Consider the following 13441-nt stretch of genomic DNA (forward strand, 5'->3'; position numbering starts at 1 on the left):
GGCCCGGACTTCCGTGGCCGAACACAGTCCGCCCGAGCCCGAAATGAACCTTCGTAACGTCGCTATCATCGCCCACGTTGACCACGGCAAGACCACCATGGTTGACCAGCTGCTGGCTCAGTCCGGCGTCTTCCGAGCCAATGAGGCGACGACCGAGCGCGCCATGGACTCCGGCGACCAGGAAAAAGAGCGCGGCATCACCATCCTGGCCAAGTGCACCTCGGTGCTCTGGAACGGCAAGGCCGGTGAAACCCGCATCAACATCATCGACACCCCCGGCCACGCCGACTTCGGCGGCGAAGTCGAGCGCATCCTGGGCATGGTGGACGGCTGCGTCATCCTGGTCGACGCCGAAGAGGGCGTCATGCCCCAGACCAAGTTCGTGCTGACCAAGGCGCTGAAGATGGGCCTGAAGCCCATCCTGTGCATCAACAAGGTCGACCGCGCCCACGCCGACCCGGACCGCGTCCACAACGAGACCTTCGACCTGTTCGCCGCCATCGGCGCGACCGACGAACAGCTGGACTTCCCGCACATCTACGCCTCGGGCCGCAACGGCTGGGCGACGCTGGACCTGAACACTCCCAATGACAACCTGGCCCCGCTGTTCGACCTGATCGTCGATCACGTCCCGGCGCCCAAGGTTCAGGAAAACCGCGACAAGCCGTTCCAGATGCTGAACGTCCTGATCGAAAGCGATCCCTTCCTGGGCCGCCTGCTGACCGGCCGCATCCAGAGCGGCAAGGCCGTTCCCGGCATGGCCATCCACGCCCTGGACCGTGAAGGCAAGGAAATCGAGCGCGGCCGCATCACCAAGGTTCTGGCCTTCCGCGGCCTGAAGCGTCAGCCCCTGGACGAGGGTTCGGAAGCGGGCGACATCGTCGCCATCGCCGGCATGTCCAAGGCCACCGTGGCCGACACCCTGTGCGCGATGGAAGTCATGGACGCCCTGCCGGCGCAACCGATCGACCCGCCGACCATCTCGATGACCGTCTCGGTCAACGACAGCCCCCTGGCCGGCCGCGAAGGCGACAAGGTCCAGTCGCGCGTCATCCGCGACCGCCTGCTGAAGGAAGCCGAAGCCAACGTCGCCATCCGCGTCACCACGACCGAAGGCGGCGACGCCTATGAAGTCGCCGGCCGCGGCGAACTGCAGCTGGGCGTTCTGATCGAAAACATGCGCCGCGAAGGCTTCGAGGTCTCGATCTCGCGTCCGCGCGTGGTCTTCCAGACCGGCGAGAACGGCGAGAAGCTGGAGCCGATCGAAGACGTCATGGTCGACGTCGACGACGAGTTCTCGGGCATCGTCATCGAGAAGCTGTCGGCCCGTAAGGCCGAAATGACCGACATGGGTCCGTCGGGCGCCGGCAAGACCCGCATCCAGCTGAAGTGCCCGTCGCGTTCGCTGATCGGCTATCAGGGCGAGTTCCTGACCGACACGCGCGGTTCGGGCGTGCTGAACCGCGTCTTCTCGCACTACGAGCCGCACAAGGGCGCCATCGAAGGCCGCCTGAAGGGCGTGCTGGTGTCCAACTCCGACGGCGAGACGGCGGCCTATGCGCTGTGGAATCTGGAAGAGCGCGGCGTGATGTTCGTCGGCGCGGGCGAAAAGACCTATCAGGGCATGATCATCGGCGAGAACAGCCGCTGGGACGACCTGGACGTCAACCCGATCAAAGGCAAACAACTGACCAACGTCCGCGCCGCCGGCAAGGACGAGTCGGTTCGCCTGACCCCGCCGCGCCAGATGTCGCTGGAGCAGGCCATCGCCTACATCGAGGAAGATGAACTGGTCGAGGTCACGCCCAAGTCGATCCGCCTGCGCAAGCAGGTGCTGAACCCCTCGTTCCGCAAGAAGCGCGTCCGCCCCGACTGAGGCTGACGGTCAGACCAAACGAAGAAGGCGATCCGCGAGGGTCGCCTTCTTTTTTGCGGCCTACCGCCCTTCGGGCTGCTTGAGGCCGGTTTGCTGCGACCTACCCCAACGCGGTCGCTTGAAGCCCGGTTTGGGACCGTCATCCTGGCCGCAGCGCAGCGAAGAGCCGGGACCGCCCAGCACACGACGGTCCCGCGCCCTACGGTCCCGGATCGACCTTTGCAGGTTGTCCGGGATGACGGCGAGCGTCGCGGCGAGCCCCTACTTCCTAACCCCCAGCAGCCCCAGCCAGCCGCCGCTGGTCAGCAGGGCTACGTCCAGCAGGGCCAGGGCCAGCGGGGTCGTGGTCGAGGCGGCGATGAACTTCGGCCGCCACGCCGGGCCGAACTTGCCCTTGTAGGCGCGCAGGCCCTGGAAGCCGTAGACCGCGCCACCCTCCTCGAAGACCAAGGCGCCGACGCGGGCGAAGACGGGGGCCAGCCGCCGGTCCTCCAGCCCCGACAGGGGCGCCATGCCCAGATCGAGGCGCTGGAAGCCCTCACTACGCGCCCACTGGGCGGTGCGGGTGAACAGATAGTCCATGATCCCGTGCGGCCCGTCCGGATCGTGACGCATTAGGTCGATCATCGCCTCCTCGCCGCGCGCGCCCGTCAGCAGGTTGGCGAAGGCGACGATGCGTCCGCCCTCGCGGGCCACCGCGACCGGCGAACGATCCAGATAGTCGATGTCGAACCGACCGAGAGAGAAGGCCTTTTCCGATCCGTTGTGGTGATCCAGCCAGGCGTCGGACACCGCGCGCAGTTCGGCCGCCCACGGACGCGCGCCGCCGGGCGCCAGGACCTCGAAAGTCGCGCCTTCGCGCTCGGCCCGGTTCACGGCGGTGCGCAGGTTCTGCTTGCCCTTGCCCTCGGTCGAGAAATGCTCGGCGTCGATCACCGCCGCCTCGCCTACCTTGCGGACGGCCAGGCCCAGGGTGGCCAGATCGGCCAGCATCCCCTCGCCGACCGAGTAGAAGACCGGCGCCCCGCCGTAGCTGTCGGCCATCTCGGCGAAGGCCCACAACAGCTCCAGTCGTTCGCTCTTCAGCCCCGCCGGTTCGCCCATGGCGATCCAGCGCCGACCACGCACGCGATAGGCGATGAAACTGCGCCCCGACGGGCTGAACAGCATGGCCTTGTCGCCCAGCAGGGCCAGGTTGGCCTCGGGGCTCGCCGTGTCCGCCTCGGCCAGGGCGCGACGGGCCTGTTCGATCTCGGCCGGACCCGCCGGACCGTGGCTGCGCGCGCCCGGCGCGCTCATCAGCGAGCGCACCGCCACCGCCAAGGTCAGGACCGCCAGCACGGCCCCCGCCCGCAGGAAGCCCGAGGCCTGCTTGTCGGTCAGGAAGGTCCACCACAGCTCGTCGGTATAGGCCGTGTCGCGATAGACGAAGAAACCCAGCCACAGCATGGACACGACCGCAGCCGCCACCATCAGCAGCCAGCCCGGCCGCAGCGGCTCGCCCAGCCGCGAACGCCGGTTGAAGGCGGCCCGGCAGGGCAGCAGAAGGGCGGCCGCCAGGGTCAACTCGGCCGCCTCCTCCCAATCCAGACCCTTCATCAGGGAGAAGACCGCCCCCAGCATCAGGCCGAACAGGGCGGCGTAATAGGCGCCGCGCCGGCGCCGCCACAGACCTGCCGAGACCAGCAGCAGCAGGAAGCCGGTCACGCTGGCGGCGAAATGGGACAGGTCGATCAGGATGGGCGCCGACAGCCGGTCGAGCGCCTGCAAGCGTCCGCTGAAGGCCGGCGTCACCGCCGACAGCAACATGACGGCGCCCAGACCGAACGAGGCCACGGCGAAGATCTGCGGCGTCAGCTCATAGGCCAGCCCGCCCAGACGCTGGAGTATGCGCGCCAGTCCACCCCGGCCCTGGCCACCCGGCCGCTTCGTCGCTGTCATTCGCCCTCTCGGTGTCGCCGCCCCTCATAGAGCAAGAATCGGCCGTTTGCGGCGCAGAAAAGGTCATTTCAGGACGGCCGAAACAATCTGAAACGCAGCGAGTTCACCTTTTCGCGAGCGCCAGACTCGCCCAATCGGAGTGATCCCATGATCCGCAAGACCGCCCTGCTGACCGGCTTCGCCGGCGCCCTCCTCTTCGCCGCCCCTGTGCTCGCCCAGGAGGCCACGACGCCGCAGACGCCCGAACCGGCCCCCGCTGAGGCGGCTGCAGCCCAGCCCCAAAGCCTGACCCTGACGCCCGGCGCCGTGGTCAAGAGCGCCAACGGCGCCGAGCTCGGCAAGCTGGTCGGCGCCCAGAACGGCGCTTCGGGCCAAGAACTGACCGTGCGCGGTGCCGACGGCGCGGTCCGTGCGGTGCCGGTGGCCGGCATCCGTCAGGACGGCGCCGACATCGTCGTCAACGCCAGCCTGTCCGACTTCCAGGCCGCCGCCGCCATCGCCGACGAAGCCCCGACCGAGGCGACCCCGTCGACGGCGGGCGAACCGAGCGCCTGATCCGGCGCGACGCCTTAAAGGAAAGGGGCGGCCCGGCGGGCCGCCCCTTTTTGCATGGCTCGCGGACGCGCGCTCAGGCGCGCTTCTTGACCAGCCCCAGCAGGAACAGCAGCACCACCGCGCCGATGGTGGCGACGACGATGCCGACGATCCAGTTTCCAGCCGCATCGACGTTCAGCAGATTATTGGCCAGGAATCCGCCGATCAGGGCGCCGAGGATGCCGACCACCAGATTGGTCAACAGGCCATGGTTCCGCTTCATGATCTTTTCCGCCAGCCAACCGGCCACGATGCCGATGATGATCCAGGCGATCCAACCAAAGCCGCTCATTCCCTTGCTCCCTTCCAGTCAGGCTTGATGCCTTGGCGTTAATGCGCCGCTCGCCCGTGGGTTGCCTCCGTGCGCCGCTCAAGCGTCGCTATTCTCCCGAAAGGCGAATACGGCACGGCGTTTGCGGCGCGACGGGCGAGCCGTGTCGTTTCGACACAGCGCCCGTAGGACAGAGAAAGGGGCCGTCATGGCCGCCGACATTGATCTTCATCTGGGCCGTCGCCTGCGCCGCCGCCGCCGTCTGCTGGGCCTGACCCAGCAGCAGCTCGCCGTACAGGTCGGCATTCGGTTCCAGCAGATTCAGAAATACGAATGCGGCGCCAACCGCATCTCCGCCGCTCGCCTGTGGGAGTTGGCCGAGGCGCTGGAGACCCCCGTCAGCTACTTCTACGACGGCCTGGCCGAGGCGCTGGACCCCCGCGAGAACGCGGGTCCCGTCGCAGAGGGCTTTTCCCGCAAGGAGACCCTCGACCTGATCCAGGCCTATTATCAACTGGACGAACGGCCGCGCCGCCGCCTGCTGGACCTGGCCCGGTCGCTGCACACGGACAGCGAAGCCGCCTGACCCCTCGCCCTGGCGGGACGGGCGGTGTATGCCGCCGGCCATGACTGAACTGGAAGCCTTCGCCTTAGAACTGTCGCATGAGGCCGCGCGCACGGCCCTGCCCTTCTTCCGCGGCGAGTTCGCCCAGGAGGACAAGGGCGGGTCCGGGGCCTTCGACCCCGTCACCGAGGCCGACCGCGCCGCCGAGGCCGCCATCCGTCGGCTGATCGCCGCCCGCTATCCGCACCACGGCGTCATCGGCGAGGAATACGGCGAGGACCGCCCGGACGCCGACCACGTCTGGGTGCTGGACCCCATCGACGGCACCCGCGCCTTCATCGCCGGCCTGCCTCTGTGGACCACCCTGATCGCCCTGCGCCACGAAGGTGCGCCGGTGATCGGCGCCATCGGCCAGCCCTATCTGGGCGAGGTGTTCCTGGGCGGACCGTCGGGCGCGCGGCTGCTGCGGAGCGGCGCGGAGACCGCATTGAAGACCCGCGCCTGTCCCGCCCTGTCCGACGCCCTGATCGCCACGACCGACCCGGACATCTTCGTGGGCCCCGATCGCGAGGCGTGGACGCGCCTGCGCGCCTCGGCCCGGCTGGCCCGCCTGGGTTGCGACGGCTACGCCTACGCCATGGTGGCGGCGGGCCGTATCGACCTGGTGGCCGAGACCGAACTGAAGGTCTGGGACTGGTCGGCCCTGCTCCCGGTGATCGAGGCGGCGGGCGGCCGCGTCACCGGCTGGTCGGGTCAGGCGCCCGACGGCGACGGCCGCATCCTGGCGGTGGGCGACGCCGCCCTGACCGATCAGGCCCTGGCGGTGCTGAACGCGACCCAGGATTAGGCCGCGCCCTTCTCCGGCGCGGGCGACGCCGCCTGGCCTTCGGCGGGCGCGACGTAGTCGGCCAGGGCGTCGAACTCGTCCAGGAAGACGCCGCGCAGCGGGTCCGCCTCCATGATCACCTCGTGCAGGGCGCCCGGCGCCTCGACGTAGCGGCCGCGTCCCAGACGGCGCGCCGCCCAGCGGTTGGTCTGCTTCCAGACCTTGTCGTCCTCCGACGCCTGAACCACGCAGACGGGGATCTTGACCGCCTTCAAGGCGCGCGGCTTCAGCGCCCGTTCGCCCGCGTCCAGGGCGAAGGCCAGCCAACCCCAGGTCGGACCGCCGATGGCCAGATGCGGGCAGGCGTAAAGCTGCTGACGCCACAGGTCGTAGCGCGCGCGGTCCGACGTCAGGGCGTCCTTCTCGAAGGTGTGGTCGAAGGGGTCGTCGGCGTCGTCCAGCACATAGTCGCCCGCCTTGCCGTGGCGCAGGTTCCAGCGCACCGCCAGCTTGACCGACCACATCGACCGCTTGCCGGTCTTGATGCGCAGCATGGGGCTGGACAGGACGGCGCCGGCGAAGCGGCTCTCGCCCGCCTCCAGCGACAGCAGGTTCAGGCAACCGCCCATCGAATGGCCCACCATGATCCACGGCTTGGGCGCCTTGGCCTCATAGGCGTCCAGCAGGCGGGCGTAGTCGTCCAGAAACTCCTCGACCGCCCGGGCGTGGCCGCGCAACCGGTCGGGCAGCAGCCGCGCCGACAGGCCCTGGCCGCGCCAGTCGTGGGCCAGGACGCAGAAGCCGCGCGCCAGGAAGTTGCCGATGACCTCGAAATACTTCTCGATCGGCTCGGTGCGGCCGGGGCTGAGCACCACCGTGCCGCGCGGCGTCCTGGCCTGCAGCGCCGACGGCGTCCACAGGGCGGCGCGCAGACGAAGCCCGCCCGCGCCGCGGAACCAGTCGCCCTCTCCGCCGGGAGGCGAAGCGGCGCCGGGGACCCCCATCAGGGGCGCATGGGCGGCGAAGGCGGTGGCGCGGTTCACTCGGGCTTCCTGAACTTCAAGGTCATGCGATCGCTCTCGCCGATCGCGTCGTATTTGGTGCGGTCGAAGGCCGGGTCGGCGGGCTGGCCCGCCGGCGCGGTCAGGCGCGTGGGGGCCAGAGTATCGGCGCCGAAGGGATGGTCCTTGGTGTCCTTCGGATTGGCGTTGATCTCGGACGCCTCGACGAAGACGAAGCCGGCCTCGGCGGCCAGTTGCTTGACGAAGGCTTCCTGCACATAGCCGTTGGCCGCCGCAGGGTCCTGATCCTCGTCCGGCTGCAGCCGGTGCTGCTCGACGCCGAGCACGCCGCCCGGACGCAGGGCCGCATAGGCGTCGGCGAAGGCCTTCTCGGCGATGCCCGCCGCCATCCAGGCGTGGACGTAGCGCATGAACAGCACCAGGTCGGCCGTGCCTGCCGGCGCCACCGGCCCCGTGCCCGCGCCGAAGGCGCTGAACTGGACGGCGCCATAGAGCTTCTTGTCACCCTCCAGCCTGGCCTTGAGCGCGTTGTTGATGGCGATCTGGGCCGGATCGGCGGCCGGTCCCTCGGCGAAGCCCGCCAAGTAGAGCGTCCCGCCGCCCTTGTTCAGATAGGGAGCCAGAATCTCGATGTACCAGCCGCTGCCGGGCCAGAAGTCGACGACCGTCATCTTGGGCTGCAGGCCGAAGAAACGCAGGGTCTCGATCGGGTGGCGCCAGGCGTCGCGCGCCTTGTCCGCCGCCGTTCGCCAGGAGCCGGCCACCGCCCATTCCAGCGAGCCTTCCGGCGGACCGGCGGGCGCGGCGGGCGTGGTGGCCGACGCCTTCTCTTCCTTCTTGCCGCAGGCGGCCAGACCGGCGAAGGCGGCCATGCAGGCCCCGGCCAGGACAGCGCGACGGGTCGATCGCTCAGACATCCGCGCCTCCTTCCATCCAATGGGCTACGCTCTCGGGCTTAAGGCGCTTCTGCGCCAGCGTCAAAACCGCAAACGGCATCAGTTGGCGGTCTCGGGCTTGCGGAAACGCAGGGTCATACGGTCGCTCTCGCCCACGGCGTCGAAGGCGGCGCGTTCCTCGGCGGTCAGGACGCGGCCGTCCTTCTGCGAGGTGCGGGTCGGGGGCAGGGTCCAGACGCCGAACGGATGGTCGCGGTCGTCCTTGGCGTTGGCGTTCAGCTCGCTGCGCGCCTCCAGCTCGAACCCGGCCCGGCGGGCGGCGTGGATGACATAGCTTTCCGGGACATAGCCGGTCGAGGCGACGTCGGCGACGTTCAGCCCCTCCTTGCTGCGGTGCTGTTCGACGGCCAGGACGCCGCCGGGCTTCAGCGCCTTGAAGAAGGCGGCCAGATAGGGATCGGTGCGGCCGTCGCCGGACCAGTTGTGGAAGGCCCGCGCCACCACCACCATGTCGGCGCTGCCGTCGGCCACGCCCATGCCCTCGGTCGGCTTGCCGACCGCGACGTAGCGGCCGCCGGTCGCCGCCGCGTAGGGCTCCAGGATGTTGCGCCACCAGCCGGCGCGGCCCGGCTCGATCTCCACCACCGTCTGACCGGGCTGCAGGCCCCAGAAGGTCAGGGTTTCGAACGGATGACGCTGGCTGTCGCGAACGCGGTCGGCCTCGGGCCGGGTGGGCGAGGCGATGGCGGCCTGAAGCGCGGCGTCCTCCTCGACCTTGGGCATCTCCATCGACAGGCCCTGGCGATGCGGCAGCGCCGGCTCGGACGGCGCGCTCTGCGCAAGGGCGGGCGAGGCGAGGGCGGACGCCGCAAGGACGGCGAGGACGAGAGGTCGCATGGGGTGGCTCCGGTCGATCCTGAAAGAAACAATCCGTAACCCTTACGGCGCTTCGCGGCCTCAGCAAGACGCGGATTGGGCCAAGCGACGATTTCGCACGCCTCCGGCGCCCCCCTTGCGCAGCGAAAAACGCCGCCTACCTGTTTCTCCGAGAGCGCCGATCCCGGGCTCTCCGGACTTGGCGGGGCCGAATGCGGACCGCCGGGACTGAAATCCTCCGCCGTCCGGGGCAAATCGCCGGGCGGCTCAACCTTGCTGAATGTCAGAAGGATGACCCATGCGTACCTATGATTTCTCGCCGCTGTACCGTTCCGCCGTCGGTTTCGACCGCTTGGCCCGTCAGCTGGAAAGCGCCGCGCGCTCCAGTCAGGAGAACGGCTGGCCCCCCTACAATATCGAGACGACCGGCGAAAACGCCTATCGCATCGAGATCGCCGTCGCCGGCTTCACGCCCGACGAGCTGAACATCGAGGCCAAGGAAAACTCGCTGACCGTCACCGGCAAGAAGGCCGCCAACGACGACAGCGCCCCGCAGAAGACCTATCTGCACCGCGGCCTGGCCGAGCGCGACTTCGAGCGCCGCTTCCAGCTGGCCGACTATGTGGTCGTCAAGGGCGCCGACCTGTCGAACGGCCTGCTGACCATCGACCTGCAACGCGAACTGCCCGAGGCCCTGAAGCCCCGCCGCATCGAGATCGCGACCGGCAAGCCCCTGATCGAGGGGGAAACCGCCGGCAAGTCGGACAAGGCGAAGACGGCCGCCTGAGCGGCCGACGCCTGAATGAAGGAGAAGGGGCGGCGTTCGCGTCGCCCCTTTTTCATGCCTGCCTTACGCGGCGGCGGCCTTGAGATCGGCCGGATCCAGACCGCGCGCACCGCCCGTCTGGGCCCCGGCGAAGTCGGCCTGCTTGGTCTGGGCTCCGTGCAGGACAGCGCGGCTCAGATCCGCCCCGGCCAGCACCGCGCGACGCAGATCGGCGCCCGACAGGTCGGCCCCGCGCAGGACGGCGCCCGACAGATCGGCGGGCAGCAGACGTTCCGGCCCCAGCATCAACGGCCCCAGTTGGGCCTCGCGCAGGTCCGAGCCGTTCAGCTTGGCCCGGCTCAGCCGCGCCCCGCGCAGATCGGCGCGACGCAGATTGGCCGAGCGCAGGTCCGCGCCTTCCAGCTGGGCGCCCTGCAGCTGAACCCCTTCCATGTCGAGGCCGTAGAAGACCGCGCCCTTGGCCGACAGGGCCGTCAGGTTCAGGCCGCGAATGGATTCCAGCGGACGCAGGTCGACCCCGTCGAACACGGAGGGCTGGCCCTCGGCCCCGCCCGTCTCGCACCACTGGGCGTGGTCGCGCAGCATTTCGGCGGCGGGCATGCGGCTGACCGGCTCGCCGGCCGGCCGGTTGTCGGTCAGGGCCCCTTCCATATTGGCCCCGTCGGTGCGCCACATGGCGGCCTTCACCCCGACCAGGATGGCGTCGGTCAGGTCCGCGCCCGACAGGTCCGCGCCCGACAGGTCGGCCCCCGCCAGATCGGCCCCGCGGAAGCTGGCCTGCTTGAGGTTGGCCCGAACCAGCTTGCAGTCTTTCATGATGGCGTCGGTGAAGTCGGCGGCGATGGCCACCATCCCCGTCATGCGCGAACGCTGCAGGTTGGCGCCGACCAGGCTGGCGCCCTGGGCCTGGGTGTCGGCGCGCTTCTGGGCCTCGATGACGCGAAAGCCCAGCTTGCCGTCCGCCGCGGCGATGGTGCCCTCGCGCAGGTCGGCCTCGAACAGGTCGGCGCCCGAAAGGTCCGCGCCGCGCAGGCAGGCGCCGCGCAGATCGGCCCGGCGCAGGCTGGCGTCGACCAGGACGATGTCCTGCATGTCCGCGCCGAAGAAGTTGGCGTTGTCCAGCTTGGCCCCGGTCAGGTCGCAGTTATGCAGACGCGCGGCCGCGAAATCGGCGTCGGCCAGATTGCGCCCCCGCAGCGTCAGTCCCGACAGGTCCATCCAGGCGAAGACGGCGCGGGCCCCGCCCGGCCGCGCCTGCCACAGGCGATCATGCTTGACGCAGATGGCGTCGACCTCGGCCTGGGTCGGTTTCTTGCGAACAGGATCGGCGGCGGCGCTCATGCCGCCAACATGGCTGACGGGCCATTAAGGAAGCTTTGCAGAAACAGACGTTTCCGGCACATCAGGCGCCGAGCAGCCCCTGTTCGCGCAAGGCGTCGGCCAGTTCGCCCTCGTTGGTCCACAGACGAGTGTAGCCCGCCTCGCCCAGGCGGTTCAGCTCGGTCGTCAGGTCGGCGCGCGGCGCGGCGACGAAGCGGCCGTCGAAGCCCGTTCCGTCCTCGCTGACACGGACCAACGGCCGGCCCGTCTCGAGCCGATGCAGGAAACCCTCGCACAGGACGGCGGCGTCCTCGGCCAGCAGGCCCGTCTCGACCGTCAGGCCGGACTGGCGCAGACGTTCGGTGCCCCGGCCCGAGGCGAAGGGCGAGGGGTCCAGGGCGGCGATCACCACCCGCTTCACCCCGGCCTCGGCCAGGAAGTGGGCGCAGGACTTGCGGCCCGACGACCGGGCGCCGCAGGGCTCCAGCGTGACATAGGCGGTCGCGCCCTTCACGGCCTCGCCGGCCGCGGGCACGGCCTGTTCCTCCGCGTGCGGACGCCCGCCCGGGGCTGTGGCGGCTTCGGCCAGAACGACCCCGTCCTTGACCAGGACGCAGCCGACCGCCGGATTGGGCCAGGTCTCGCCCATCCGCGCCAGCGCCAAATCAATGGCGCGGCGCATGTGGACGACGTCGTCCCCCGCCGCGTCCTTGCCGGACGTGCTCACGCAATCACCGGCAGGGTCTGCGCCCGGGCGTCGTCCAGATAACGGGCGGCGACCGGCTTCAGGTTCGCGTCCAGGTCGATCTCCAGCGGATTGCCCGTGGGGATCTCGACGCCGACGATCTGATCGTCCGGCACGGCGAACAGCAGCTTGACGATGGCGCGCAGCGAGTTGCCGTGAGCGGCGATCAGCACGTCCTCGCCCGCCTTCAGGCGCGGCGCGATCTCGGCGTCCCAATAGGGCTGAACCCGGTCCAGCGTGGTCTTCAGGCTCTCGGTGTCCGGAATGGCCTTGCCGGCGTAGCGGGGGTCGGCGTCGAAATCGAACTCGCCCCCCGGGGCCAGGGGCGGCGGCGGCACGTCATAGCTGCGGCGCCAGACCTTGACCTGATCCTCGCCGTGCTTGGCCGCCGTCTCGGCCTTGTCCAGGCCCGTCAGGCCGCCGTAGTGGCGCTCGTTCAGGCGCCAGTCCTCGAGCACCGGCACGTCCTTCAGGCCCGCCGCGCCCAGCGCCAGGGCGCCGGTGCGTTTGGCCCGCGTCAGGACCGAGGTGAACATGACGGCGGGCTTGAACCCCGCCTCGGCGATCAACTCGCCGCCGCGCCGCGCCTGGGCCTCGCCCTCGGCGGTCAGATCGACGTCCACCCAGCCGGTGAAGCGGTTCTCCAGGTTCCACTGGCTCTGGCCGTGGCGCAACAGGATCAGGCGGGGCATGGGCGTCTCCGTAACTTCCCTTTCGCGTAGGCCGTGGACGCGGGGGCGGTCAAGGTTTTGCGATGCGGGAAGCCGGACCGGATGCGATGCAGCCCGAAGCGACGCCGCGCGTTGTTGGCCTGATGGGGGACGCCCGTTATACCGCGACGCCAGGGTGCGGCTGGTTCGGTCCGCCCGCCCATTTCGCGCACGCCCAGGAAGACTCATGTTGAAACCGCGCCAGGACATCCGCCCCAATACGGCGGAGTATGAAACTCTTCCCCTGGTCAAGCCGACCGGCTTCCGCGAATACGACGCGCGCTGGATCCTGGAAAAAGAGATCAACCTGCTGGGCATCCAGGCTCTGGGCCTGGGCCTGGCCACCTATGTCCACGAGATCGGCGTGCGCCCCCGCATCGCCGTCGGCCACGACTTCCGTTCCTACTCCCTGTCGGTGAAGCAGGCCCTGATCCTCGGCCTGCTGGAAGGCGGCATGGAGGTGGTGGACATCGGCCTCAGCCTCTCGCCCATGGCCTACTACGCCCAGTTCGCCCTGGACTGCCCCTGCGTGGCCATGGTCACGGCCAGCCACAACGAGAACGGCTGGACCGGCGTCAAGATGGGCGCCCAGGCGCCCCTGACCTTCGGCCCCGACGAAATGACCCGCCTCAAAGCCATTGTCCTCAACGGCGAGGGCGTGGCCCGCCCCGGCGGCCGCGTCGAGCGCGTCGAGGGCTTCCGCGAGCAATACATCCAGGACGTCGCCTCCAAGGTGAAGCTGTCCCGCCCGCTCAAGGTCGTGGCCGCCTGCGGCAACGGCACCGCCGGCGCCTTCGCCCCCGAGGCCCTGCGCCTGATGGGCGCCGAGGTGATCGAGATGGATGTCGACCTCGACTGGACCTTCCCCAAGTACAATCCGAACCCGGAAGACCACGTCATGCTGGTGGCGATGGCGCAAAAGCTGAAGGAAACCGGCGCCGACCTGGCCCTGGGCTTCGACGGCGACGGCGACCGCTGCGGCGTGGTGGACGACACCGGCGAGGAGATCTTC

At 69.6% G+C, this 13441-nt stretch carries 14 protein-coding genes; 6 read left to right on the forward strand and 8 right to left on the reverse strand.

What is annotated here, in order from left to right; all coding sequences use genetic code 11:
* Window positions 1-43 precede the first annotated feature (43 nt).
* Entirely contained in the window at window positions 44-1876 is a 1833-nt protein-coding gene (typA, locus tag VGE49_RS04820) for a translational GTPase TypA (RefSeq protein WP_331033450.1), read from the forward strand.
* A 261-nt stretch (window positions 1877-2137) separates the two neighbouring features.
* Here the strand turns inward: typA and VGE49_RS04825 are convergent, their stop codons facing one another.
* On the reverse strand, window positions 2138-3817 hold the full coding sequence (locus VGE49_RS04825) for a phosphatidylglycerol lysyltransferase domain-containing protein (protein WP_331033439.1): 1680 nt from the start codon (window positions 3815-3817) through the stop codon (window positions 2138-2140).
* A gap of 147 nt (window positions 3818-3964) precedes the next feature.
* Between VGE49_RS04825 and VGE49_RS04830 the strand changes: the two genes are divergently transcribed.
* Window positions 3965-4372: a superoxide dismutase gene (locus tag VGE49_RS04830; protein ID WP_331033440.1), complete on the forward strand. Its 408-nt coding sequence runs from the start codon at window positions 3965-3967 to the stop codon at window positions 4370-4372.
* A 73-nt stretch (window positions 4373-4445) separates the two neighbouring features.
* Here VGE49_RS04830 and VGE49_RS04835 read toward each other — a convergent pair whose 3' ends face one another.
* The gene (locus tag VGE49_RS04835) at window positions 4446-4703 is read right to left on the reverse strand and encodes a GlsB/YeaQ/YmgE family stress response membrane protein (protein WP_331033441.1); all 258 of its coding nucleotides are present in this window, start codon (window positions 4701-4703) and stop codon (window positions 4446-4448) included.
* 187 nt (window positions 4704-4890) lie between these two features.
* Between VGE49_RS04835 and VGE49_RS04840 the strand changes: the two genes are divergently transcribed.
* Together VGE49_RS04840 and hisN are read left to right on the forward strand one after the other, a co-directional pair.
* Window positions 4891-5268 (forward strand): helix-turn-helix domain-containing protein, encoded by a 378-nt coding sequence (locus VGE49_RS04840; RefSeq protein WP_331033442.1) that lies wholly within the window; start codon window positions 4891-4893, stop codon window positions 5266-5268.
* 40 nt (window positions 5269-5308) lie between these two features.
* Window positions 5309-6094 carry a histidinol-phosphatase gene (gene hisN / locus VGE49_RS04845; protein ID WP_331033443.1) on the forward strand — a complete coding sequence of 262 codons (786 nt, stop codon included), beginning with the start codon at window positions 5309-5311 and terminating at the stop codon, window positions 6092-6094.
* Here the strand turns inward: hisN and VGE49_RS04850 are convergent.
* From VGE49_RS04850 to VGE49_RS04860, 3 genes are all read right to left on the reverse strand, one after another.
* Window positions 6091-7116 (reverse strand): alpha/beta hydrolase, encoded by a 1026-nt coding sequence (locus tag VGE49_RS04850; RefSeq protein ID WP_331033444.1) that lies wholly within the window; start codon window positions 7114-7116, stop codon window positions 6091-6093. The genes hisN and VGE49_RS04850 overlap by 4 nt on opposite strands.
* Entirely contained in the window at window positions 7113-8012 is a 900-nt protein-coding gene (locus VGE49_RS04855) for a class I SAM-dependent methyltransferase (protein ID WP_331033445.1), read from the reverse strand. Before VGE49_RS04855 ends, VGE49_RS04850 begins: the two co-directional genes overlap by 4 nt.
* 78 nt (window positions 8013-8090) lie before the next feature.
* Window positions 8091-8888, reverse strand: coding sequence for a class I SAM-dependent methyltransferase (locus tag VGE49_RS04860; protein WP_331033446.1), 798 nt, complete (start codon window positions 8886-8888; stop codon window positions 8091-8093).
* 277 nt (window positions 8889-9165) lie between these two features.
* Here VGE49_RS04860 and VGE49_RS04865 point away from each other — a divergent pair, with 277 nt between their 5' ends.
* Window positions 9166-9654: an Hsp20 family protein gene (locus VGE49_RS04865; protein WP_331033447.1), complete on the forward strand. Its 489-nt coding sequence runs from the start codon at window positions 9166-9168 to the stop codon at window positions 9652-9654.
* Window positions 9655-9717: 63 nt separating this feature from the next.
* Here VGE49_RS04865 and VGE49_RS04870 read toward each other — a convergent pair whose 3' ends face one another.
* The 3 genes from VGE49_RS04870 to gpmA form a co-directional block, all read right to left on the reverse strand.
* A complete protein-coding gene (locus VGE49_RS04870) occupies window positions 9718-10995 on the reverse strand; it encodes a pentapeptide repeat-containing protein (protein WP_331033448.1) in 1278 nt (425 codons plus the stop codon).
* 61 nt (window positions 10996-11056) lie between these two features.
* Window positions 11057-11656 (reverse strand): bifunctional diaminohydroxyphosphoribosylaminopyrimidine deaminase/5-amino-6-(5-phosphoribosylamino)uracil reductase RibD, encoded by a 600-nt coding sequence (locus VGE49_RS04875; protein WP_331033451.1) that lies wholly within the window; start codon window positions 11654-11656, stop codon window positions 11057-11059.
* A gap of 41 nt (window positions 11657-11697) precedes the next feature.
* Window positions 11698-12411 (reverse strand): 2,3-diphosphoglycerate-dependent phosphoglycerate mutase, encoded by a 714-nt coding sequence (gene gpmA / locus VGE49_RS04880; RefSeq protein WP_331033449.1) that lies wholly within the window; start codon window positions 12409-12411, stop codon window positions 11698-11700.
* Between the two features lie 205 nt (window positions 12412-12616).
* Here gpmA and VGE49_RS04885 point away from each other — a divergent pair.
* Window positions 12617-13441, forward strand: an 825-nt coding sequence (locus VGE49_RS04885; protein ID WP_473964834.1) for a phosphohexomutase domain-containing protein, incomplete at its 3' end; no start/stop codon positions are given.

Origin of the sequence: Brevundimonas sp., assembly GCF_036405315.1 — a bacterium.
Classification (GTDB): Bacteria; Pseudomonadota; Alphaproteobacteria; order Caulobacterales; family Caulobacteraceae; genus Brevundimonas.